Source organism: Pseudoalteromonas sp. SR45-1 (assembly GCF_014163655.1).
Classification (GTDB): Bacteria; Pseudomonadota; Gammaproteobacteria; order Enterobacterales; family Alteromonadaceae; genus Pseudoalteromonas; species Pseudoalteromonas distincta.
On sequence record NZ_JACJDR010000007.1, the window covers coordinates 153,464 to 174,425 of the forward strand.

A 20,962-nucleotide genomic window follows, 5' to 3' on the forward strand; every position below is an offset into this window, starting at 1 on the left:
TGGGTTAAAACTTCCAGCATTGTTACCATGGTCATGGTTAGCTTAATGATCGGCGCAAAAACATGGGCCTGGCTGGCTTCTGGCTCGGCTTCAATGCTTGGCTCGTTAACTGATTCGTTAATGGATATTACTGCCACCGCTATGAGCTTTTTAGTGTTGGGTTACGCACTGCGCCCAGCAGATGATGACCATAGATTTGGACACGGAAAAGCTGAAGCACTTGCAGGACTTGGCCAAGCCGCATTTATTGCTGGATCAGGTTGCCTACTTGCTTTTCATGGTATTGAGCGATTATTTAACCCTATACAGTTAAGCCATTCTTTATTAGGTGTGTGGGTAAGTATTTTTGCTATTGCGTGTACGCTCGTCATTGTATTTGTACAAAACAAAGTGGTTAAGTATACCGATTCCATTGCTATAAAAGCCGACTCAGTACATTACAAAGGCGATTTAATATTAAACGCTGCTGTGCTGTTAGCTATTTTGTTAGCTTATTATGGCGTGTTGTATGCAGATCCTATTTTTGCAATAGGTGTAGCGGGTTACTTACTTTATAACAGCTGGGATATAGCTCGCGATAGTGCCGATCATTTAATGGATAAAGAACTCCCTGATGACGAAAAAAAAAGCATATTTGACATAGCCAGAGCCCATGCTGATGTGTATGGCGTGCATGACATTCGTACTCGCCAGGGCGGAAAAGTTAAGTTTATTCAAATGCACTTAGAGCTTGATGATCATTTAAGCTTGATTCGCGCGCACAATGTGGCTGATGAAGTAGAGGCAATGCTCAAAGAACGTTTTGAGTCTGAGGTAGATATACTGATCCACCTCGACCCTTTGTCAGTACTTGTTAAGCCGTCACCGACTCACAAAATTGATAAAAGTTAGTTAATAGCGGCTTTCGAATTTCGTCACGTTCAAAAAGTAGCTCGTGTTTAGCCCCTTCAAAACTCTCAATCGTTGCATGAGCATGCCTTTTTGCAAGACTGTACTGTGCTTTGTTGTTTACCACTGTATCGCTAGCTGCACTTGCTATAAACAAAGGGATTGGTACGTTTAGGTTATCAACAGACTTTAAAAACGATATTGTAGCTGCTAACCAGCCAAACGTAACGCCACCTAATTGTATGTTAGGTTCTAATTTATAGGTTTGCCTAAAGTAGGTGTAACGCTTCTCGCTGCTAGTAAGTACGTTTTCGGTAAATGGGATCGGGTTGTAGTTGCCTTGTCCAAATGCATAGCAAGAGTGTAAACCAAGTAAAGTGGCTAATTTAACAATAAACTTCGTTGGTATTTTGGGTACGTCTTTTGTAAAAATATCAAACATAGGAGCAGACAAAAACACGCCTTTATAGCTATTTTCAAATTTTGCTAAATAATCAATAGCAATGGCGCCACCCATTGAATGAGCCAGCATGACTTTTTTACCTTGCCAATGTTTTGAAACTATTTGCTGATCAAAGTTATTTAGGTCACTGCTGTAGTTATTATAATGTTTTACAAAGCCTTTATGTTTATTTTTAAGGTGCCTGTAAGAGCGGCCCTGACCTTGATGATCCATAATAAACACAGCAAAATTATTACAATACAGCTCCCAGAGCAGTTCTTTATATTTTTCTAGGCCTTCAATACGCCCTGTACTTACTACTATTGCGGTTGTCGCGTTTTTAGGGATTGTGTATGCGTAAAATAGCTTTCCTGATGGCGTATCTAAGTAGCTTTTAATTAAATTTGAAGTATAAAAAACATTAATGGCCTCTTGATTGCTCTCAAGCTGGGCTTCTGAACTATAAAACATGCTTTACTCTTTTATTAATGGCAAGGTTATATTAGCACACAAGCCACCTAGTTCTTTATTTGATAATACTAAACTGCCACCATGCGCAGTAATAGCATTTTTAGCAATCGCCAGCCCTAAACCCGTACCACCACTTACGCGATCCCGTGCATCTGATTGCCTAAAAAAGGGCTCACAAAGCTTGCTCAGTTGCTCATCGGGCACACCAGAGCCATCATCACATATTTCTATATAAATGGCATCTGTGTGCTTTAGAGTAATGCTAATTGTATTGTTTGCATATTTAATAGCGTTACGAAGTAGGTTTTCAAGCGCACTGGCAATAAGGGTTTCGTCGCAATTAATATTTACGTCTACAGCGCCCACTATATTGAGCTGCTTATTATTTTGTTTTGCTTCAAACTGCGCATCGTTAATAACGTGATCTACAATTATTTGTAATGATTGTTTTTGCAATGAAAGCGCTTGGCTTTTTGCTTCTAAGCGAGAAACTTGCAGCACGTCGGCAATCATCTTATCAAGTTGGTTAGCTTCTTTTTCTATGCGTAATAAATACGATTGGCTAGCGTCGTTAGCTTGCATTTGCGCAAGACCAGTAGCCATTTTTAAACGCGTAAGGGGCGAGCGTAACTCATGTGATATGTCGGCTAATAAGCGTTTTTGTGAACTAATTAAAAGCTCTAACTGATTGGCCATGCTGTTAAAGTCTCGCCCAAGTATTCCCAGCTCATCTTTTCGGTTTACAGAAATGTCGGCTCTTGCGCTTAGGTTGCCCGCTGATAGTTTAATAGCTGCTTTTTTAAGACTATTTATAGGGGCTATTAAGTTACGGCTAAATACAAAGCTTAAAATAAGAGAGGCAACAATTGCGATGACTATTTTCATCCAATTAGGCATAAGCTTAAAGCGCATTAATAGCGGCGGTTGATGGTTAATATCTATTTCATAAAGATAAAAACTCCCTTCAGGCACGTTTATGTTAACAGGGCCGAAGGCTTGATATTTCTCAGTGAAAATAATTTGTGGTGACATATTTTGAGTAAAGTTTAATAAACTTAAGTCGATGCTCTCTGGCACCTCTTTACTGCTAAGAGAGTCCTCGCTTTGAGCTGCGCTTAAGTATAAAAGTTTACGCTTTGATAGGCGAGGGTGTACTAATACATCGCTTAGGCTGCGCTTATGTTTAATAGCAGTGCGCTCAATACTTTTGGCGGTATATATTAAGTTTTTTTTCATAGGGCCATAAAGCGGCTCGTTAGTTACCGCGTTAATAGCGGTAATGTTACTTAAAAATATAAGCGCTGCAACGGTGCCGATTATAGTTAACCAAAACCAAATAAATATTTTAAAAAACAGGTAGTGCCCAGGGTGTTTTAACCAAGCAAAGTAAGTGCTTTTATTCGCCTTGGATAAAGACATAACCCGTACCTCTCATTGTTTTAATTCGCTCACCTGGAATATGCTCTGCTATTTTTTTGCGGATATTACTTACATGCATATCGATAGAGCGATCGAAAGAAGCTAAACGCCTACCTAGTACTTCTTCACTAATTTGCTCTTTACTAACCACTTCACCTGCACTTTTACACAATAGCGTGAGTATTTCGTACTCTGTACCAGTAAGCGTTAGTGTAGAGCCGTCTATTGAGGCCTCTCGAGCTGCAAGGTTAACAGTAATGCCATTAACGAGTAACTTACTAGTTGTAGCTACATTTAAGCTATTAATGTGCTCTATACGGCGAGTTATTGCTTTTACGCGGGCTAGTAATTCACGATGATTAAAAGGCTTTGGAATGTAATCGTCAGCGCCTAGCTCTAGACCAAAAATACGGTCAAAGTCTTCACCTTTTGCTGTAAGCATTATTACCGGTGTGAGTTTTGTTTGCCTAAGTTGTTTAAGTACTTCAAAACCATCAAGCGTTGGTAACATTACATCTAGCAATATCAGGCCGTAGTCATTTGCTTGTGCTAGTTTAAGGCCTTGTTCACCGTCGTGTACGCTTTGTATTTCAAACCCTTGGGCAGTTAAATATTCACTTAATAGCTCACAAAGGCCAGTGTCGTCATCAATCATTAATAGTTTCATTTACAAACCCTTAGAGTTGTTTATAGCGTTATTTTACCCGCTAAATAGTGCAAAGGTGAATCTTTACACAACCTTTACACTGCTTTGCGTTACTTTGCGTTGAGTTAGGTATAGTTAACTCACTGGCTTAGCAGCCACAACCAACCCAATATTAAGGTAATGATTATGACTAAATTAAACACACTTTCAAAATTAGTACTTATCTGTGGCTTAGCAACAGCAACGCTTGGTGCTGGTAGCGTGTTAGCTAAAGGCGACGGACATAAGCAAGGCCATTCGCAAGCTCGTTTTTTACTTTCTGAGCGCGGCGTCGAAAAATTAAACCTAACAGATGAGCAGCAAACTAAGCTAAAGGCTATTTTTGAAGCGCAAAAAACACAAATGAAAGCTCTGCGTGGCGACGATAAAGAAGCCCGTAAAGCGATGCGTGAAGCGCACAAAGCAAAAATGGATGCATTACTTTCGGCTGCGACATTTGACGAAAATGCAGCAAAAGAGCTATTAAATGAACGCCGCGAAAAAGGTGAGCAATTTGGTTTAATTAAACTAAAAACACAACACCAAGTAATGCAAGTGCTTAACGCTGAGCAAAAAGAGAAGTTTGCTAAAATGCAAAAGCGTATGAATAAAAAGCACCGTAAACAAAAAAGTTAATTTTACTTTTTTGTAAATACTAAAAAACCAGCGTAATGCTGGTTTTTGTATTTAGGGCATTATGAAGATAAATCACTTAAAAAAGTCATCTTCATTTTTAGCCATCATTGCTTCAATATCTTCAATCATGTCTTGGCTAAACTCTTCAGCCGAGGTGATTGGTGCAGAAATTTTATTATTTTCGAACGACCATTCACCTAAATCAATTAGTTGGCAGCGCTTTGAGCAAAAAGGGCGAAATGGGCTTTGCTCTGACCATTCAACTTTAGTTTTACAGGTTGGGCAGTTTACAACAGTAGGCATAAATTACTCTCTACAAATTTTTGGTGCATATTACATTACTTATATATGAGTCTCTAGCTATAAGGCTCTGAGCTTAGAGCCTTATCTTTTACTGTGGGACTTTAAAAATTGGTTACGCGGTTTATTTCACCAAGGGATGTAAGGCCATCGGCTGCTTTGCGTAAACCCGATAAACGTAAATTATTAAAACCGGCTTTAAGTGATACGTCTGCTATTTCAAGCGAGTTACCACCGCGCATAATAATTTGGGCAATTTCAGGAGTAATTTGCATTACTTCGTAAATACCCACACGCCCTTTGTAACCATCAGTACAGCTATCACACCCTTTAGGCATATATAACGTCATTTCTTCAATTTGCTCGGCGCTAAATCCTTGGCGAGCCAGTTCTTCACTCGGAAGTTGTTCTGGCGTTTTACATTTAGGGCACAAGCGACGTGCTAAACGCTGGGCTATTATTAAGCTAATCGAACTTGCTACGTTATAAGCAGGTACACCCATATTTAATAAACGAGTGATTGTTTCCGGCGCTGAGTTTGTATGCAATGTTGATAAAACCAAGTGACCTGTTTGCGCCGCTTTTATTGATATTTCTGCGGTCTCTAAGTCACGTATTTCACCTACCATAACTACATCAGGATCTTGACGTAAAAATGCGCGCAGTGCGTTGGCAAAAGTCATGTCGGCTTTAATATTTATTTGTACTTGGTTTACACCTTCAAGGTTAATCTCAACCGGATCTTCCGCAGTACTAATATTACGCTCAGGTTGGTTTAATATATTTAAACCTGTGTATAGCGATACTGTTTTACCAGAACCCGTTGGCCCTGTTACAAGTATCATCCCTTGAGGCTGGGCAAGCGCGTCCATGTAGAGCTTTTTCTGCTCAGGCTCATAGCCTAATACATCAATGCCTAACATAGCGCTTGATGAATCAAGGATACGCATTACTATTTTTTCGCCCCACAAGGTAGGCATGGTACTTACACGAAAGTCGATACTTTTGCGTTCAGTAATTTTTAGCTTTATACGACCATCTTGTGGTTTGCGTTTTTCGGCAATATCTAGTCGCGACATTACTTTAATACGCGCAGAAAGCTTGGTTGCTAATGTATTAGGTGGGCTTGCCACTTCATGCAAAATGCCATCAATACGAAAGCGAATACGGTACTTGTGCTCGTATGGCTCAAAATGTAAATCAGAGGCGCCTTTTTTAATGGCATCCATTAAAATTTTGTTGATGTATACGATGATAGGCGCATCATCTTTATCGTCATCTTGTGGTGCTGTATCTCTTTGGCTTTCTGAGTCTAAGTCAGCAAATTCTTGAAACTCGTCATCAGTTAGATTTAAGCTGCCAGTGGCATCTAGCAATTGCTCAATTTTGTTATCGAGTTGAATATAATCAACAACAACAATTTCGCATGAAAGACCGGTACTAAACTCAAAGTTTTCGAATGCGCCGTAATCTGTTGGGTCTGATGCTGCTATATAAACTTTTCGATCTTTTTGAACAAGCGGTAAAATGTGATGTTTACGTATGAGTTTTTCTTTTACGAGATCGGCCGGGATTCTTGTAGGATCAAAATCTTTTAAATCAAAATAAGGTACGCGAAACAAATCAATACATTGTTCAGCTAAATCTTTACTATCGATTTTTCCACATTTAGAAATAAGCTCAGCTGTTGAGGCAAATTCATTTTGTTTGTTTTTAACCGTGTCGGCATCAATGCGGCCAAGGGTTATAAATTTTCTCAATAACGGTGAGTTAATATTCATTGCGCACCTGTTTTATTCCTTCAATAGTAAGCAATTTATCAGAAAAAAGAAGGGGATTACATCACCTTTCATTCATTGTTGTGATTTTACTAACTAAAATACGAGTTTGTGTGAGTTAGGACAGTGTTAAAGTGAGTTAGTTTTGTTGTGTAATGCATATTGTAGGTACTTTTTATGTAGATCAACAAGTTCTATATTCACTAGGTTTAAACTACGGTCGTTATTTAAAATATCATCCGCTTTTTGCTGTTTATCGGCACGTGACATTTGCGAGGCAATAATACTTTTAACTTGCTCACTACTTGTGTTGTCACGTTTTGCTGTACGCGCTATTTGTACAGAGGTTGGTACGTCAATAAGTAAGGTATGGTCGCAATATTTATCAAGGTTGTTTTCAAACAATAAAGGCGCTACTAAAACAACATAAGGGCTAGTTGCATTATTTAAATCGTTTAGTATTTTTAACCGAATAAGAGGGTGCAGCAACGCATTAAGCCATTCTTTGTCACTGTTGTTAGTAAATATTTTTGCGCGAAGCTCTGCTCTATTTAATGTGCCGTCGGGCAATAAAATATCCTCACCAAAGTGGGCTGTAATCGCTTTTAGCCCTTTGCTATTTGGGAGTACGACTTCGCGCGCAATTATATCGGCATCAACTATTGTAATACCAAGCTCTTCAAACATGTTACTGATGGCCGTTTTACCACAGCCAATACCGCCTGTTAAGCCTAATACCCAGCTGTTTACTTTAGTTATTTGCTCACTCATTTTAATAACCTATTAAATTAAAATAAGCGCCTTGAATTTGGTTGCCCCAAAGCATAGTGATCCAGCCTGCTATCGCTAAATAAGGGCCAAAAGGGATAGGGGTCGCTTTGTCTTTACCTTGTATGCTCAACAGCGCAATACCTATAATGGCACCTACTATGCTTGAAAGCAGAATAATAGTAAGTAATGACTGCCAGCCAAGTAATGCCCCAAATACAGCGAGTAGTTTAAAGTCGCCATAACCCATGCCTTCTTTACCGGTTAATAACTTAAATAGCCAAAACACGCTCCATAGACTTAAATAACCACAAGCCGCACCAATAATTGCATCGGTTGGTGTAATTGTGTAACCCATTACCGAGGCAATAAGTGCAAGCCATACAAGCGGAAGTGTAAGTTGATCTGGCAGTAACATATGGTCAATATCAATAAAGGTTAGCGCTACTAAAATCCACGTTACAAAAATATATAAAAGTGCTTGCTCGGTCGCACCAAAGCTATAGGCAACAGTTAAACTTAATAGGGCAGTAATTAGCTCTACAGCAGGGTATCGGGCCGAAATAGGATTACTGCAACTTGCGCATTTACCTTTAAGTATTAACCAACTAATAATAGGAATATTCTGCCAAGGCTTAATGGCAGTTTTGCATTTAGGGCAGGTAGAGTTGGGTTTTATTAAATTAAAGGGCTTGCCATTTTCAATGTTATCGGTGGCATTGCTAACCGTTTTATTTTCAAGCTCGTCTTCTAACAAAATGCGGCATTCACTTTGCCACTCGCGCTGCATCATTAGCGGTAATCGATAAATTACTACATTTAAAAAACTACCTACACACAAACTTACTAAACCAACTGTGGTTAAATAAAACCACAACTGGCTTTGCATTACTTCAATAATACTTTGCATATAACGACCAAATAATTTAATAGCGTATTAAAATAAAAATTAAACAACAGAGCCCAATTCGAAAATAGGTAAATACATAGCGATGATTAAACCACCAACGAGTACACCTAGTACGGCCATAATAAGTGGCTCAAGTAGGCTTGAAAGGCCATCAACTGCATCATCAACCTCTTGCTCATAAATAGTTGCTACTTTAGCAAGCATACCGTCTAGTGAGCCAGATTCTTCACCAATCGCGACCATTTGTATTACCATATCAGGAAATATTTTTGAGTTACGCATTGCCCAGTTCATCTGATTACCTGAACTAACCTCAACTTTTATATCTAAAATAGCATATCGGTACACTGCGTTACCTGAAGCGCCTGCGGCAGAGTCAAGCGCATCAACCAGCGGCACACCTGCAGCAAACGTAGTCGAAAGAGTTCGTGCATAACGAGCAACAGCTGCTTTATTTAAAATCATGCCAATAACAGGCAGTTTTAGTATGGCTCTGTCTGTAGCATCTCTGAGTTTTAAGCTTCTTAATTTAGCTTCTTTAAATATCCATCCAGTTGCAATTACGGTAATTAGTGCAACCCACCAATATTCTTGCATAAACTCTGATATACCAATAACAAACAAAGTGAATGCAGGAAGCTCTGCCCCAAAACCAGCAAATATATCTTGAAACTGCGGTACTACAAATATAAGAAGTATTGAGGTCACTATTAAAGCTACAACTAAAACAGCGATAGGATAAAACATCGCTTTTTTAATTTTTGATTTTAACGCTTCTGACTTTTCTTTATAAAGTGCAACGCGGTCAAATATCTTATCAAGTGAACCTGATTGTTCGCCAGAGGCTACAAGGTCGCAATATAAGTCATCAAAATAACGAGGGTGCTTCCTAAGTGCTGTAGATAGTGGTTGTCCCGCTTTTACTTCATCAGCAATAGTTTCCATTAGTTTACCGATACTTTTGTTTGTAGAGCCAGAACCAATCATTTCAATAGACTGTATTAACGGAACGCCCGCCATCAACATAGTCGCAATTTGGCGAGTGACGAGAGCAATATCTTTTGGAGTGATTTTTTGAACGCTTTTAATGCCAAATAATGGTTTCGGTTTACGTTTAACTTTTGATGGTGTAATACCTTGTTTTCTAAGTTGGGCTTTTACCAAGGCTATACTATTACCTGTAAGCTCACCTTCGAGGCGCTTGCCTCGTGCACTTACACCAATCCACAAAAAAGTGTCTAACTCTTTATCATTAAACTTTTTAGCCATTTAACGTCACCTCTCCCACTTTTCATATATACTTTCTAAATACTTATTTGGATTATTGCATTGTTCAATTAAACCTTTATTTATATCTTTTTCGTATTTTCGGCATAAAATATGAAACATTTCATCTACAAGCTCCCTATCTTTATACATTGATGCAGGCTGCCATTCATTTGTTTCTAATTCGACAAATATAAGATCGTCCTTTATGTCAGGGTATATTGCTAAGGAAAATTTTTTATATATTATACTTCTTTGTTTAGCTGCAATAGCTGCATTATATATACTAGGTTTTACAATTACTTTACCTTCTTTATTTATAGTATAAAATTTTATGCCGTTTGCTAAAGTTTGAATTTTATCAATTCTGTTTTTAGATAAAACAATTGGGTTGATAGAGCTTTCAAGGATTAAAGCCCTATCAGTATCAGGAGTACTAAAAGCTTGTCCATCGGATAATTTGCTATCTTTAATACTTAAACATTCTAATATTGAGGGAGTAATATCTAGTAAAGAGTTATACTTACCTTTTACTGGTGTAAATAAGGAAGTGCATTGTTCCGCATTTCCATAGAGTTTCACTGATAAAAATACTTTAAATTGAGCTTGAGATAAAACATTAGTACCATGTCCAGCAGAGTTTGTTTCGAACGAGGCTACATCGTATTTTGGTGTAGGGCCATCACTCTCATCGCCAAAACTTTCTCCGTGATCCGAAAGTATAATTACGATAGCATTTCTTAGCAGCCCCCTTACTTTTAAATTTTCAATAAGTAGTTTTACTTGTTTGTCTGCAGTTTTTAACATGCCTTTATACATATATTTATAAGGAGATAGGGGGTCTAGCTTTTCATTAGGTAAGAAAACAGGCCTGTTAAAGTTAAATGGGAAGTGTGGAAGAGTAAAGTGATTTACAAAGAAAAGAGGTTTATCTTTATAACCTTCCAGGTTGTTGCTTATTTTATCTATAAAGTTAGATGGTATATATGCTTTATATGCACCTCTATTAGACTTTATATATGGAAATAATAAATCGACAAATGGGATTTGGGTAGCCAGTGCTAGTTGAGGTAGTTGAGATAAATTAGAGAGGAAAAACTCTGCAGCAGAGGCTGGGGGGCCTATAACGGTAGTGAATCCTTCGCCTTCACCAATATTACTAAACTTTCTTTCATCCTGAGAAAATATAGTCTTATAGCCATTCTCTAATAAAGTATAGCCAATAAAAGAGTGCTGATTATATTTTGTATTTTCGCTGAGATTGAACCTTATATTATTTGTTATTGGATGCTCGCCGGTTAATATCCCTCCCCAAGATGGAAATGTCCTTGCTATTGGCGTTAATGTATTGGGTATTTCAATAGCCTCTTTTTTCCAATTGTAAATATAAGGAGTAAGTGGTTCTGAAATATAATCAGGCCTTAAAGAGTCAACACCAATAATTATTACATTAGTCTTATCACTTTCTTGGATTGTAAGGTGATTTTTGAAGTATTGAGCCTCAAATAGAATTAACAAAGAGATTAGCAAAGCAAATAATGAAAGCCTTTTTTTTGTAGTACTAAGCTGATTTATACCGTAAATATATATAAGTATAATTAAACTACTGCTAATTAATAATATATAAATAGCACTTTCTTCATTTATGGAAATTTTTAACAAGGGAAATAAGAGACTAGAGAATGAAACTATGAATGCTAGTATGCAAAGCCAGGATACTATAAAAGAGGTTTTATATTTCTTTATACTTAAGCTTCTATCTATAGTATACGCAGCTATAGCAATAAAACCATGGATGAGTATGACTATAAAAGTAGATTTTACAAGGTCAAATATGAATGATTTATTAGAAAATGTGCTGAAAACTAGGCTATCCGAGAGTAAATTTCCCCCATTAAAAGTATCATAGTAAGTGAATATAGAAGTCAGGGCTAAAAATAAAAAACTTGTCAATAAATGCTTGTTCATTAAAACAACTTAAATTTTGCTAAAATAAAAAACCTTGCAATTTGCAAGGTTTTAATATTAAGCACAGAAAATTTAACGGCAATTTGCAGGTAGCAATTTGCTAGGTAAAGATCCCGTACAAGCCCAATTTATTGATCCGCTTTCATCAGTCGGCGTTAGTACTAAGTTACCACTGCCTACTTTTGTGCCATCAAAAAGTACTGTAATAGCACCAGCACTACCTACAGTAACAGAAGTTACTGCATTGCCTTTTATTTTACTAGCACTTTCAATTCCTGCAGCAGTGTTCGTAGTTGGGAAAGTACCAGTTGAAGAATACGTTTCTGTAACAGCTGCTTTTGCGCCCGCAGCTAAACTCATACCTTCACTTACATGTGCTCTTTTTGTGTAGTCTTGGTAAGCAGGCAACGCAACTGCAGCAAGGATACCGATGATTGCTACTACAATCATTAATTCAATTAGGGTGAAACCCTGTTGTTTTTGAGTCATTGTTTTCATGTTTCCTCTCCTAAAGGATAGATTTTTGTAACTTAAATCACTTAAGCGGCAAAATGCCTCACTCAATTTAACTGATTTACTTTACAGTTTTACTTAAAATTAATTTTATTACACTTTAGCTTTAGAGTATGAAACACAAAAGCCGAATGTGAATTCATTATGTTTAGTACTAATTATAAAAGTTTACTAAGTGCACTACATGTTGTAGCAGCAAATAGTATAGGCATAAAGTAAGTAGTTTAGTTGCTTTAGTTTTTAATTATGTCTTTAAAAACCAAAGGCACTAGTTATTTATGACTACCTTTTTTAATAAAATAGTACAACAGAATTAGTCTACCATTTTATTTTAGTGTTTAGCACGTATCTTCTTATAAAAAAGCGATTTTATTTAACAATTTGTTACAAAGTAAGCCTTTTGGGTTATTTAATGCTTTTTTACTTAACTTGTCAATTGATTAGCGGTATTAATTACCTATTATTGCTTTAAAATTGTTCAAAACGCATCGATAAATCGATTGATTGTAAGTTTTTTGTTAATGCCCCGCTTGATATAAAATCGACACCTGCTTGTGAATAAGTTTTGAGCGTTACTAGGGTCATATTGCCTGAAACCTCTAGTTTTGCGCGCTTATTAGTTAAAATTACAGCTTGCTTAATTTGCTCTACGCTAAAGTTGTCTAGCATAATTATGTCGGCGCCAGCTTCAATTGCTTGCTTAAGTTCAGGGAGTGATTCTACTTCTACTTCGACAGGTTTGTTTGGGTGATTTTGTTTAGCTTGAGCAACGGCTTTGTTTATTGTGCCACAAGCCGCTATATGATTTTCTTTTATTAAAAATGCGTCAAATAAACCAATACGATGATTTGCACCCCCACCACATTTTACTGCGTATTTTTGAAGAGCGCGCAGACCTGGTATGGTTTTGCGTGTATCGAGTAGTTGCGTTGTTGTGCCGCTTAGCTCTTTTACATAATGTGCTGTAGTAGTGGCTGTACCCGATAACGTTTGTACAAAGTTAAGTGCAGTACGCTCGGCAGTTAATATTGAACGCGCTGAACCAGTGGCTGTAAATAATGTGCTGTTTGCTTTAACTGCGTCGCCATCATTAATAAGTACATTAACCTTAACGCTTGGGTCTACTTGTTTAAATACTTCAAGGATGATGTCTTTTCCGCAAAAAATGCAGTCTTCGCGAGTGATTACTTTAGCGTTTGCTTGCTCATTTTGAGGGATCAATTGCGCGGTAATATCGCCTTCTTGTGCTGTTTGATAATTTAAATCTTCGTCAAGTGCTAGAGTAACAAGCTGAGTAATAAGAGTGTGCGAAATAGACATGGAATGCTCATAAGCGTTAATAAATTAGGCAAATTTTACTATGTTTATAAAAGAAAGAGAAGCGATTGCCTTTTCACCAATATAAAGATAAGCGCGTATAGTAAATTAGTATCTACGTGTGGGGTTGTATTACCTGTAGATGAGGTTTTATACCTCGCTTTTAATTTCAAAAGTTACGTTACATGAGCGGACGTAAATTAGCACCTACGTGTGGGGTTGAATTATTTGCAGGTAGGGTTTTATACCTGTTTGTTACTATCATTGTTTTAATAAATCCTTTAGCATCAGTGCTATGTATATCTTGATATTTATATAATAAACGTATCATGAAAATAGATTTAGACGGTGTTTTAAGTACTGTAGCGCAGCGGCCTTGTTCGCATTTTGATGAGCGCCCTGATGAGGCTGATATTTCTTTACTGGTTATTCACAATATATCTTTGCCAGCAGGGCAGTTTGGTACACCTTTTGTTGATGAGTTATTTATGGGTAGCATTGATTGTAATGCTCACTCGAGTTTTAGTGACTTAAAAAATTTACGTGTGTCGGCCCATTGCTTTATAAAGCGCACCGGTGAGGTTATACAATACGTGCCTTTTGAAAAACGTGCTTGGCATGCCGGGCAATCTGAGTTTGAGGGCGTATCTGCTTGTAATAACTTTAGCATTGGGATTGAGCTTGAAGGTACCGACACCACGCCATACTCTTTAGCGCAATACGAAGTATTAGCTACACTTAGTAAATCTATAATACAACGCTATCCAAAAATTACCCCTTCGCGTATTGTTGGGCATTGCGATATTGCCCCGGGACGTAAAACCGATCCTGGCAGTAGCTTTAATTGGCCATTGTTTTTTAATATGCTTTAACAACTAAGTTAAGAGAGTTATTCCCATGATTTTAGTTTCTATAATAATTGCATTAATTCTGGAGCGTTTAGGGGCTCGGTCTAATTACTGGCAGATAAGCTATTACACAAATGGTTATTTAAATCGCTCTAATAAGCTACTAGGTGACAAAGGCTTATTTAGTCCTGCTCCGGGCTTTTTAATTTGGCTGTTACTTCCAGTAATAGCAACAGCGTTTATTTATTGTTTATCTGATTTTGTACTATGGCAGTTAGCTATTAATATTGCTGTGCTTTTGGTTTGCTTTGGTTGTGCCAAGCAGCGTGCTTTATATAAGTCTTACTTAAATGCCTTAACGCGAGATGATGGTACTGCTGCATCTTTATATGCGCTGCAAATAGGTCAAAAGCGTACTGATGATCAAGAGGGTGGCGAAACCTTTGGGCAAACATTGGCATGGGTAAACTTTAGATTTTACTGTGCGGTGATTTTTTGGTTTGTTGTTTTAGGTGCGCCAGGCGCGGTTTTATATGCACTGGTACGTACTTTAGCTGATTTAGTACGAGATGATCATAAAGTAATATTTGCTAAGCGTTTTAAACTTATACATAAACTACTGTTCTGGCTTGACTGGTTGCCTGCACGCATCACCAGCTTTGGCTATTTAGTAATAGGTAACTTTAATAAAGGCACAAGTTGTTGGCTACGTTACGTGCTTAACTTTAAGTCTCCAAATCGCGAAGTAGTAACATGTACTGCACTTGCTGCAGAGCAAGTTGAAAAGCGTTATTACGGCTGTACCTACGAAGCCACGTGTATGATTAAGCTTGTTAAGCGTAATGTATTATTTTACTTAGTACTTATAGCGTTGCTTACATTATTTGGTGGGCTGTCTTAAGTTAATACTTTTTTAATAAAGTACCTTATGCAATGTAAGGTGCTTTAATCTCTTCCTGCAGTTTTTAAGTACAATAAAATAGAGCTAATATTCTAATTTATTCTGGTCAGACCAATTGTTTTCATCCCAAATACGTTATAACAATTTTTGTAAATTGCGCATTGTTTGATCTTCGTTCAAAATGCGTTACGCTACTTTAATTGCTCAAACTACCTGTAAATTGACAGCTAATAGTGTTTTTGATACCGTATTGAAAATTTTTGGTATGACCAATTTACCTTTTGGGTAAATCATACTACTTAAAGCCCCGTTTTATGGGCTCTTGGTATTTATACAACGCGGACGTTGATTCATGTCTTTAAAGATTAAAGCGGCAAAATTATCTGATGTTATTTTACAGCAACTTGAGAATATGATTCTTGAAGGCTCGTTAGCACCAGGTGAAAAGTTGCCACCAGAGCGTGAACTAGCAAAGCAATTTGAAGTGTCTCGCCCGTCACTGCGTGAGGCAATTCAAAAATTAGAAGCTAAAGGTTTAGTTACGCGTCGCCAAGGTGGCGGCACGTTTGTAAAAAATCAGCTCGAAGAAGGGCTTACTGATCCACTTTTTGATTTGATTAGTAAACACCCTGAGTCGCAGTTTGATTTACTTGAATTTCGTCATGCATTAGAAGGGATTGCTGCTTACTACGCAGCACTGCGCGGGACCAGCAACGATTTTAGCAAAGTAAAACAAAGCTTTGATGAAATTGCCTTAGTTAATGATGATTTACAGCAAAAAGCAAAAGCAATTAATGCATTTCACTTTAGCGTGGCAGAAGCCTCGCACAATGTGGTGTTACTGCATTTAGTTAGAGGTATGAAAGCGCTGCTTGAGCAAAATGTATTGCAAAATTTAACTGTTCTATTAAAAAAGTCAGATATTAGCAGTCAGTTAGCCCAACACAGGCGTTTATTAATGGATGCCGTTATTGACGGTAATCCAGAACAAGCCCGTTTAGCAAGTAATGCGCACTTAGCATTTATCGAAGAAGCACTACTTGAAGCAGGCAAAGAACATTCGCGAATTGAACGTAGTTTAAGACGCACTAAACAAAATTAAGTTAGTACATAACTACTTTGAACACACAAATTAAGTAGCTGTGATATTAAATTAACAATATTCGTATTTTAAACATAAGGAAACCTCCATATGTCTGAAGTCAATAAAATTGACGTAGACGCGCTAGAAACACAAGAGTGGTTACAAGCTCTTGAATCAGTTGTGCGCGAAGAAGGTGTTGAACGAGCTCAGTTTTTACTTGAGCAAGTATTAGAGCAAGCCCGTTTAGACGGCGTTGATATGCCAACGGGTATTACCACGAACTACGTTAATACTATTCCTGTAGATCAAGAGCCTGCTTACCCAGGTGATGTAAATCTTGAACGTCGTATTCGTTCAATTATACGTTGGAACGCGATTATGATCGTTCTACGTGCATCTAAAAAAGATCTCGACTTAGGCGGCCATATGGCGTCTTACCAATCATCTGCTGCATTTTATGAAGTATGTTTTAACCACTTCTTTAAAGCACCAAATGATGTAGACGGTGGTGACTTAGTTTATTACCAAGGTCATATTTCTCCAGGTATCTACGCACGTGCATTTGTAGAAGGTCGTTTATCGGCTGCGCAACTAGATAACTTCCGCCAAGAAGTTGATGGCGAAGGCTTACCATCGTACCCACACCCTAAGTTAATGCCTGAGTTTTGGCAGTTCCCTACGGTATCAATGGGCTTAGGTCCTATTTCATCAATTTATCAAGCACGCTTCTTAAAATACTTAGATGGTCGTGGCTTAAAAGACACTAAAAACCAACGTGTATATGCGTTTTTAGGTGACGGTGAAATGGATGAGCCGGAATCGCGTGGTGCTATTTCTTTTGCTGCACGTGAAAAACTAGATAACCTTTGTTATTTAATTAACTGTAACTTACAGCGTTTAGACGGCCCAGTTATGGGTAACGGTAAAATTATTCAAGAGTTAGAAGGCTTGTTTAAAGGCGCTGGCTGGAACGTAATTAAACTAGTGTGGGGCAGCGGTTGGGATATTCTGCTTGCTAAAGACACAACAGGTAAATTACTACAATTGATGAACGAAACAATTGATGGCGATTACCAAACATACAAAGCTAAAGATGGCGCATATGTGCGCGAGCACTTCTTTGGTCGCTACCCTGAAACAGCTGCCCTTGTTGCAGATATGACAGATGACGAAATTTTTGCGCTTAAGCGTGGTGGTCATGAGCCATCAAAACTATTTGCTGCATTTAAAAAAGCAGAAGAAACAAAAGGTCGTCCAACTGTAATTCTTGCTAAAACTGTAAAAGGTTACGGCATGGGCGAAGCCGCTGAAGGTAAAAACATTGCGCACCAAGTGAAAAAAATGGACATGTCGCATGTTGCACATTTACGTTCACGCCTTGGTCTTGATGACTTAGTATCTGAAGAGCAATTAAAAGAATTACCATACCTAGAGCTTGAAGAAGGTTCACCAGAGTACAAGTACCTACATGCGCGTCGTGATGAGCTTAAAGGTTACACACCTAAGCGTATTCCACGTTTTAGTGAAAAACTTACGTTGCCAGAAGTAGATGCATTTAAGCCACTACTTGAAGAGCAAAAGCGTGATATATCTACTACTATGGGCTTTGTTCGTGCACTTAATATCTTATTAAAAGATAAAGGCATTGGTAAAAATATCGTACCAATTATTGCAGATGAAGCGCGTACATTTGGTATGGAAGGTTTATTCCGTCAAATCGGTATTTACAACCCGCATGGCCAAAACTACACGCCACAGGATCGTGATATTGTTTCTTACTATAAAGAAGCAACTTCAGGTCAAGTATTGCAAGAAGGTATCAATGAGTTAGGTGCTATGTCGTCATGGGTTGCTGCTGCAACATCATACAGCACTAACGATTTACCAATGATCCCATTTTACATTTACTACTCTATGTTTGGTTTCCAACGTGTTGGCGACATGGCATGGATGGCGGGCGATCAACAAGCACGTGGTTTCTTATTAGGTGCTACAGCGGGTCGTACAACGCTAAATGGTGAAGGCTTACAACACGAAGATGGTCACAGCCACATTCTTGCAAACACGGTTCCTAACTGTGTTTCTTATGACCCAACTTACGCGTTTGAAGTTGCTGTTATTGTACAAGACGGTATTCGTCGTATGTACGGTGACGACCAAGAAAATATTTACTACTACCTAACGCTTATGAACGAAAACTACCATCAACCAGCTATGCCCGAAGGCGCTGAAGAAGGTATTCGTAAAGGTATTTACAAGCTTGAAAGTTACGAAGGTAAAAAAGCCAACGTACAGCTATTAAGCTCAGGTACTATTATGACTGAAGTGCGCAAAGCTGCTTCAATCTTAAGCGAAGAATATGGTATTGCATCAGATGTTTACTCAGTAACATCTTTCAACGAATTAACGCGTGAAGGTCAAGATGTTGAGCGTTTCAACATGCTTAATCCTGAAAGCGAGCAAAAAACAGCATTTATCACAAGCGTATTAAACGACTCTGTGACTGTTGCAGCAACGGATTACATGAAAAACTACGCAGAACAAGCGCGTTCATTCATTCCAAGCAGCAACTACAAAGTGTTAGGTACAGATGGTTACGGTCGTTCTGATAGCCGTGAAAACCTACGTCGTCACTTTGAAGTTAACGCAAGCTACGTTGTTGTTGCTACGTTATCTGAACTTGCTAAACGCGGTGAAGTTGAGAAGTCAGTAGTTGTTGAAGCACTTAAAAAGTTCAACATCGACACTAACAAACTTAACCCACTGTACGCATAAGAGGTTTGCAATGAGTATTGAAATTAAAGTACCTGATATTGGTGACGACGAAGTAGAAGTAACCGAAATATTAGTAAGCGTTGGCGATAAAGTAGATGTTGACCAATCATTACTAAATGTTGAAGGCGACAAAGCATCAATGGAAATACCTGCTTCTCAAGCGGGGACTGTAAAAGAGATTAAAGTTAACGTTGGCGACACCGTTACAACAGGCTCTTTAGTATTTTTGTTTGAAGGCGAGAGTGAAAGCACTGGTGAAGAAAAAGCATCAGCCGCTGCTCCAGCTAAATCTGAAGAGGCAGCACCAGCTGCTTCTACAGGTTCTTCAATTAAAGAAGTAACTGTACCAGATATTGGCGATGATGAAGTTGAAGTAACTGAAATCATGGTTGCTGTTGGTGACACCGTTGAAGAAGAGCAATCTATCTTAAACGTGGAAGGCGATAAGGCAGCAATGGAAGTACCAGCTCCATTTGCCGGCACAGTTAAAGAAATTAAAGTAGCCGCTGGCGATACAGTTAAAACAGGCTCGTTAGTGTTTGTTTTTGAAGTAGCAGGAAGTGAATCTGCAGCACCGGCTAAAGAGTCGGCTCCTGTAGAAGCGCCAGCTGATAGTTCAACAGCAAGTTCAGCACCAAGCACTAAAGAAGTTAATGTGCCTGATATTGGTGGCGATGAAGTTGAAGTAACTGAAATTATGGTTGCCGTTGGCGACGAGGTTTCAGAAGATCAATCAATCTTAAACGTTGAAGGCGACAAAGCTGCAATGGAAGTGCCAGCTCCATTTGCAGGTACAGTTAAAGAAATTAAAGTAGCCGCTGGCGATAAAGTATCGACTGGTTCATTAATTTTTGTATTTGAAGTTGCAGGCAGTGCGCCAGCGGCATCTGCACCAGCTGAAAAATCAGCACCTGCAGCAGCGGCTAAAACTGAGTCAGCACCGGCTCAAGCGGCACCTGCAAAAGCAAGTAATGAAAGCTTCACAGAAAACAGCGCGTATGCTCATGCATCACCCGTTGTTCGCCGTTTAGCGCGTGAGTTTGGTATTAACCTAGCTAACGTTAAGGGCACTGGTCGCAAAGCCCGTATAGTTAAAGAAGACGTGCAAAACTACGTTAAAAACCTAGTTAAGCAAGTTGAATCTGGTCAATTATCTGCAGGCAGTAGCGCAGGTGGTAGTGAGCTTGGTCTTATTCCATGGCCTAAAGTAGATTTTGCTAAATTTGGCGAAATTGAAGAGAAAAAACTGTCTCGCATTCAAAAGCTATCAGGTAAAAACTTACACCGTAACTGGGTACAAATCCCACATGTTACACAGTTTGATGAAGCTGATATCACAAGTCTTGAAGTATTCCGTAAAGAGCAAAATGCACTTAGCGAGAAGAAAAAGCTTGGCGTTAAAATCACACCACTTGTGTTTGTGATGAAAGCAGCGGCTAAAGCACTTGCAGACTTCCCAACATTTAACTCTTCATTGTCTAGCGACGGTGAAAGTTTAATTCTTAAGAAGTACATTAACATCGGTGTTGCTGTTGATACGCCAAATGGTTTAGTAGTGCCAGTGTTTAAAGATGTTGATAAAAAAGGCATTATTGAATTATCACGTGAACTAATGGAAGTATCTGTTAAAGCACGTGACGGTAAGCTTACATCGTCTGATATGCAAGGTGGCTGTTTTACTATCTCTAGCCTTGGCGGTATCGGCGGTACGGCATTTACGCCGATTGTTAATGCGCCAGAAGTTGCTATTTTAGGTGTATCTAAATCTGAAATGAAACCTAAATGGAATGGCAAAGAGTTTGAACCAAAACTAATGGTTCCGCTGTCTATGTCATACGACCATAGGGTTATTGACGGAGCATTAGCTGCACGCTTTACTGTGACTCTTGCAAGTTACATGAGCGATATTCGCCAGTTGGTGATGTAACCAGTTTAGTAAAATTGGTATACGCAATAAAATAAATAGAATCAAATCCCAGCCAGTTGTTTTTAG

18 protein-coding genes are annotated in these 20,962 nt (G+C 38.4%); 7 read left to right on the top strand and 11 right to left on the bottom strand.

Features of this window, described 5'->3' with window-relative positions; all coding sequences use genetic code 11:
* Positions 1-27: 27 nt before the first annotated feature.
* Positions 28-891: a cation diffusion facilitator family transporter gene (locus H5089_RS09290; protein ID WP_182712086.1), complete on the top strand. Its 864-nt coding sequence runs from the start codon at positions 28-30 to the stop codon at positions 889-891.
* Here H5089_RS09290 and H5089_RS09295 read toward each other — a convergent pair.
* The 3 genes from H5089_RS09295 to H5089_RS09305 are packed head-to-tail and all read right to left on the bottom strand — an operon-like array spanning position 854 to position 3,887.
* Positions 854-1,801 (bottom strand): alpha/beta fold hydrolase, encoded by a 948-nt coding sequence (locus tag H5089_RS09295; protein ID WP_182712053.1) that lies wholly within the window; start codon positions 1,799-1,801, stop codon positions 854-856. The genes H5089_RS09290 and H5089_RS09295 overlap by 38 nt on opposite strands.
* Before the next feature lie 3 nt (positions 1,802-1,804).
* Entirely contained in the window at positions 1,805-3,220 is a 1,416-nt protein-coding gene (locus H5089_RS09300; RefSeq protein WP_182712054.1) for an ATP-binding protein, read from the bottom strand.
* A complete protein-coding gene (locus tag H5089_RS09305; RefSeq protein WP_182712055.1) occupies positions 3,198-3,887 on the bottom strand; it encodes a response regulator in 690 nt (229 codons plus the stop codon). The genes H5089_RS09300 and H5089_RS09305 overlap by 23 nt, the downstream gene beginning before the upstream one ends.
* A 165-nt stretch (positions 3,888-4,052) precedes the next feature.
* Between H5089_RS09305 and H5089_RS09310 the strand changes: the two genes are divergently transcribed.
* Entirely contained in the window at positions 4,053-4,541 is a 489-nt protein-coding gene (locus H5089_RS09310; protein WP_182695579.1) for a periplasmic heavy metal sensor, read from the top strand.
* A gap of 72 nt (positions 4,542-4,613) precedes the next feature.
* On the opposite strand, the gene yacG is transcribed toward H5089_RS09310, so the two are convergent.
* From yacG to nadC, 8 genes are all read right to left on the bottom strand, one after another.
* Positions 4,614-4,844: a DNA gyrase inhibitor YacG gene (gene yacG / locus H5089_RS09315; protein WP_002957774.1), complete on the bottom strand. Its 231-nt coding sequence runs from the start codon at positions 4,842-4,844 to the stop codon at positions 4,614-4,616.
* Positions 4,845-4,945: 101 nt separating this feature from the next.
* Positions 4,946-6,622 carry a type IV-A pilus assembly ATPase PilB gene (pilB, locus tag H5089_RS09320; RefSeq protein WP_149603263.1) on the bottom strand — a complete coding sequence of 559 codons (1,677 nt, stop codon included), beginning with the start codon at positions 6,620-6,622 and terminating at the stop codon, positions 4,946-4,948.
* A gap of 126 nt (positions 6,623-6,748) precedes the next feature.
* Entirely contained in the window at positions 6,749-7,390 is a 642-nt protein-coding gene (coaE, locus tag H5089_RS09325) for a dephospho-CoA kinase (RefSeq protein ID WP_182712056.1), read from the bottom strand.
* A gap of 1 nt (position 7,391) precedes the next feature.
* Positions 7,392-8,297 (bottom strand): A24 family peptidase, encoded by a 906-nt coding sequence (locus tag H5089_RS09330; RefSeq protein WP_182712057.1) that lies wholly within the window; start codon positions 8,295-8,297, stop codon positions 7,392-7,394.
* A 39-nt stretch (positions 8,298-8,336) separates the two neighbouring features.
* Entirely contained in the window at positions 8,337-9,566 is a 1,230-nt protein-coding gene (locus H5089_RS09335) for a type II secretion system F family protein (RefSeq protein ID WP_182712058.1), read from the bottom strand.
* Between the two features lie 6 nt (positions 9,567-9,572).
* Positions 9,573-11,531, bottom strand: a complete 1,959-nt coding sequence (locus tag H5089_RS09340) for a sulfatase-like hydrolase/transferase (RefSeq protein ID WP_182712059.1) — start codon at positions 11,529-11,531, stop codon at positions 9,573-9,575.
* A 72-nt stretch (positions 11,532-11,603) separates the two neighbouring features.
* Positions 11,604-12,029 carry a pilin gene (locus H5089_RS09345; protein WP_220486930.1) on the bottom strand — a complete coding sequence of 142 codons (426 nt, stop codon included), beginning with the start codon at positions 12,027-12,029 and terminating at the stop codon, positions 11,604-11,606.
* 483 nt (positions 12,030-12,512) lie between these two features.
* Entirely contained in the window at positions 12,513-13,364 is an 852-nt protein-coding gene (nadC, locus tag H5089_RS09350) for a carboxylating nicotinate-nucleotide diphosphorylase (RefSeq protein ID WP_182712060.1), read from the bottom strand.
* A 326-nt stretch (positions 13,365-13,690) separates the two neighbouring features.
* Between nadC and ampD the strand changes: the two genes are divergently transcribed.
* From ampD to aceF, 5 genes are all read left to right on the top strand, one after another.
* Positions 13,691-14,233, top strand: coding sequence for a 1,6-anhydro-N-acetylmuramyl-L-alanine amidase AmpD (gene ampD, locus H5089_RS09355; RefSeq protein WP_182712061.1), 543 nt, complete (start codon positions 13,691-13,693; stop codon positions 14,231-14,233).
* Between the two features lie 25 nt (positions 14,234-14,258).
* A complete protein-coding gene (gene ampE, locus H5089_RS09360; protein ID WP_182712062.1) occupies positions 14,259-15,110 on the top strand; it encodes a beta-lactamase regulator AmpE in 852 nt (283 codons plus the stop codon).
* A gap of 352 nt (positions 15,111-15,462) precedes the next feature.
* Positions 15,463-16,212: a pyruvate dehydrogenase complex transcriptional repressor PdhR gene (gene pdhR / locus H5089_RS09365; RefSeq protein WP_002957764.1), complete on the top strand. Its 750-nt coding sequence runs from the start codon at positions 15,463-15,465 to the stop codon at positions 16,210-16,212.
* Positions 16,213-16,302: 90 nt separating this feature from the next.
* Entirely contained in the window at positions 16,303-18,969 is a 2,667-nt protein-coding gene (gene aceE, locus H5089_RS09370; RefSeq protein ID WP_182712063.1) for a pyruvate dehydrogenase (acetyl-transferring), homodimeric type, read from the top strand.
* Between the two features lie 10 nt (positions 18,970-18,979).
* Positions 18,980-20,896, top strand: coding sequence for a pyruvate dehydrogenase complex dihydrolipoyllysine-residue acetyltransferase (gene aceF / locus H5089_RS09375; protein WP_182712064.1), 1,917 nt, complete (start codon positions 18,980-18,982; stop codon positions 20,894-20,896).
* Positions 20,897-20,962 lie beyond the last annotated feature (66 nt).

What these genes read in the sequence shown, in the direction of transcription:
- H5089_RS09305 (WP_182712055.1), bottom strand. Translation starts at nt 3,887, where the DNA reads ATGAAACTATTAATGATTGATGACGACACTGGCCTTTGTGAGCTATTA.
- yacG (WP_002957774.1), bottom strand. Translation starts at nt 4,844, where the DNA reads ATGCCTACTGTTGTAAACTGCCCAACCTGTAAAACTAAAGTTGAATGG.
- pdhR (WP_002957764.1), top strand. Translation starts at nt 15,463, where the DNA reads ATGTCTTTAAAGATTAAAGCGGCAAAATTATCTGATGTTATTTTACAG.
- H5089_RS09310 (WP_182695579.1), top strand. Translation starts at nt 4,053, where the DNA reads ATGACTAAATTAAACACACTTTCAAAATTAGTACTTATCTGTGGCTTA.
- coaE (WP_182712056.1), bottom strand. Translation starts at nt 7,390, where the DNA reads ATGAGTGAGCAAATAACTAAAGTAAACAGCTGGGTATTAGGCTTAACA.
- aceE (WP_182712063.1), top strand. Translation starts at nt 16,303, where the DNA reads ATGTCTGAAGTCAATAAAATTGACGTAGACGCGCTAGAAACACAAGAG.
- aceF (WP_182712064.1), top strand. Translation starts at nt 18,980, where the DNA reads ATGAGTATTGAAATTAAAGTACCTGATATTGGTGACGACGAAGTAGAA.
- H5089_RS09295 (WP_182712053.1), bottom strand. Translation starts at nt 1,801, where the DNA reads ATGTTTTATAGTTCAGAAGCCCAGCTTGAGAGCAATCAAGAGGCCATT.
- H5089_RS09345 (WP_220486930.1), bottom strand. Translation starts at nt 12,029, where the DNA reads ATGAAAACAATGACTCAAAAACAACAGGGTTTCACCCTAATTGAATTA.
- pilB (WP_149603263.1), bottom strand. Translation starts at nt 6,622, where the DNA reads ATGAATATTAACTCACCGTTATTGAGAAAATTTATAACCCTTGGCCGC.
- ampD (WP_182712061.1), top strand. Translation starts at nt 13,691, where the DNA reads ATGAAAATAGATTTAGACGGTGTTTTAAGTACTGTAGCGCAGCGGCCT.
- H5089_RS09330 (WP_182712057.1), bottom strand. Translation starts at nt 8,297, where the DNA reads ATGCAAAGTATTATTGAAGTAATGCAAAGCCAGTTGTGGTTTTATTTA.
- ampE (WP_182712062.1), top strand. Translation starts at nt 14,259, where the DNA reads ATGATTTTAGTTTCTATAATAATTGCATTAATTCTGGAGCGTTTAGGG.
- H5089_RS09300 (WP_182712054.1), bottom strand. Translation starts at nt 3,220, where the DNA reads ATGTCTTTATCCAAGGCGAATAAAAGCACTTACTTTGCTTGGTTAAAA.
- H5089_RS09290 (WP_182712086.1), top strand. Translation starts at nt 28, where the DNA reads ATGGTCATGGTTAGCTTAATGATCGGCGCAAAAACATGGGCCTGGCTG.
- nadC (WP_182712060.1), bottom strand. Translation starts at nt 13,364, where the DNA reads ATGTCTATTTCGCACACTCTTATTACTCAGCTTGTTACTCTAGCACTT.
- H5089_RS09335 (WP_182712058.1), bottom strand. Translation starts at nt 9,566, where the DNA reads ATGGCTAAAAAGTTTAATGATAAAGAGTTAGACACTTTTTTGTGGATT.
- H5089_RS09340 (WP_182712059.1), bottom strand. Translation starts at nt 11,531, where the DNA reads ATGAACAAGCATTTATTGACAAGTTTTTTATTTTTAGCCCTGACTTCT.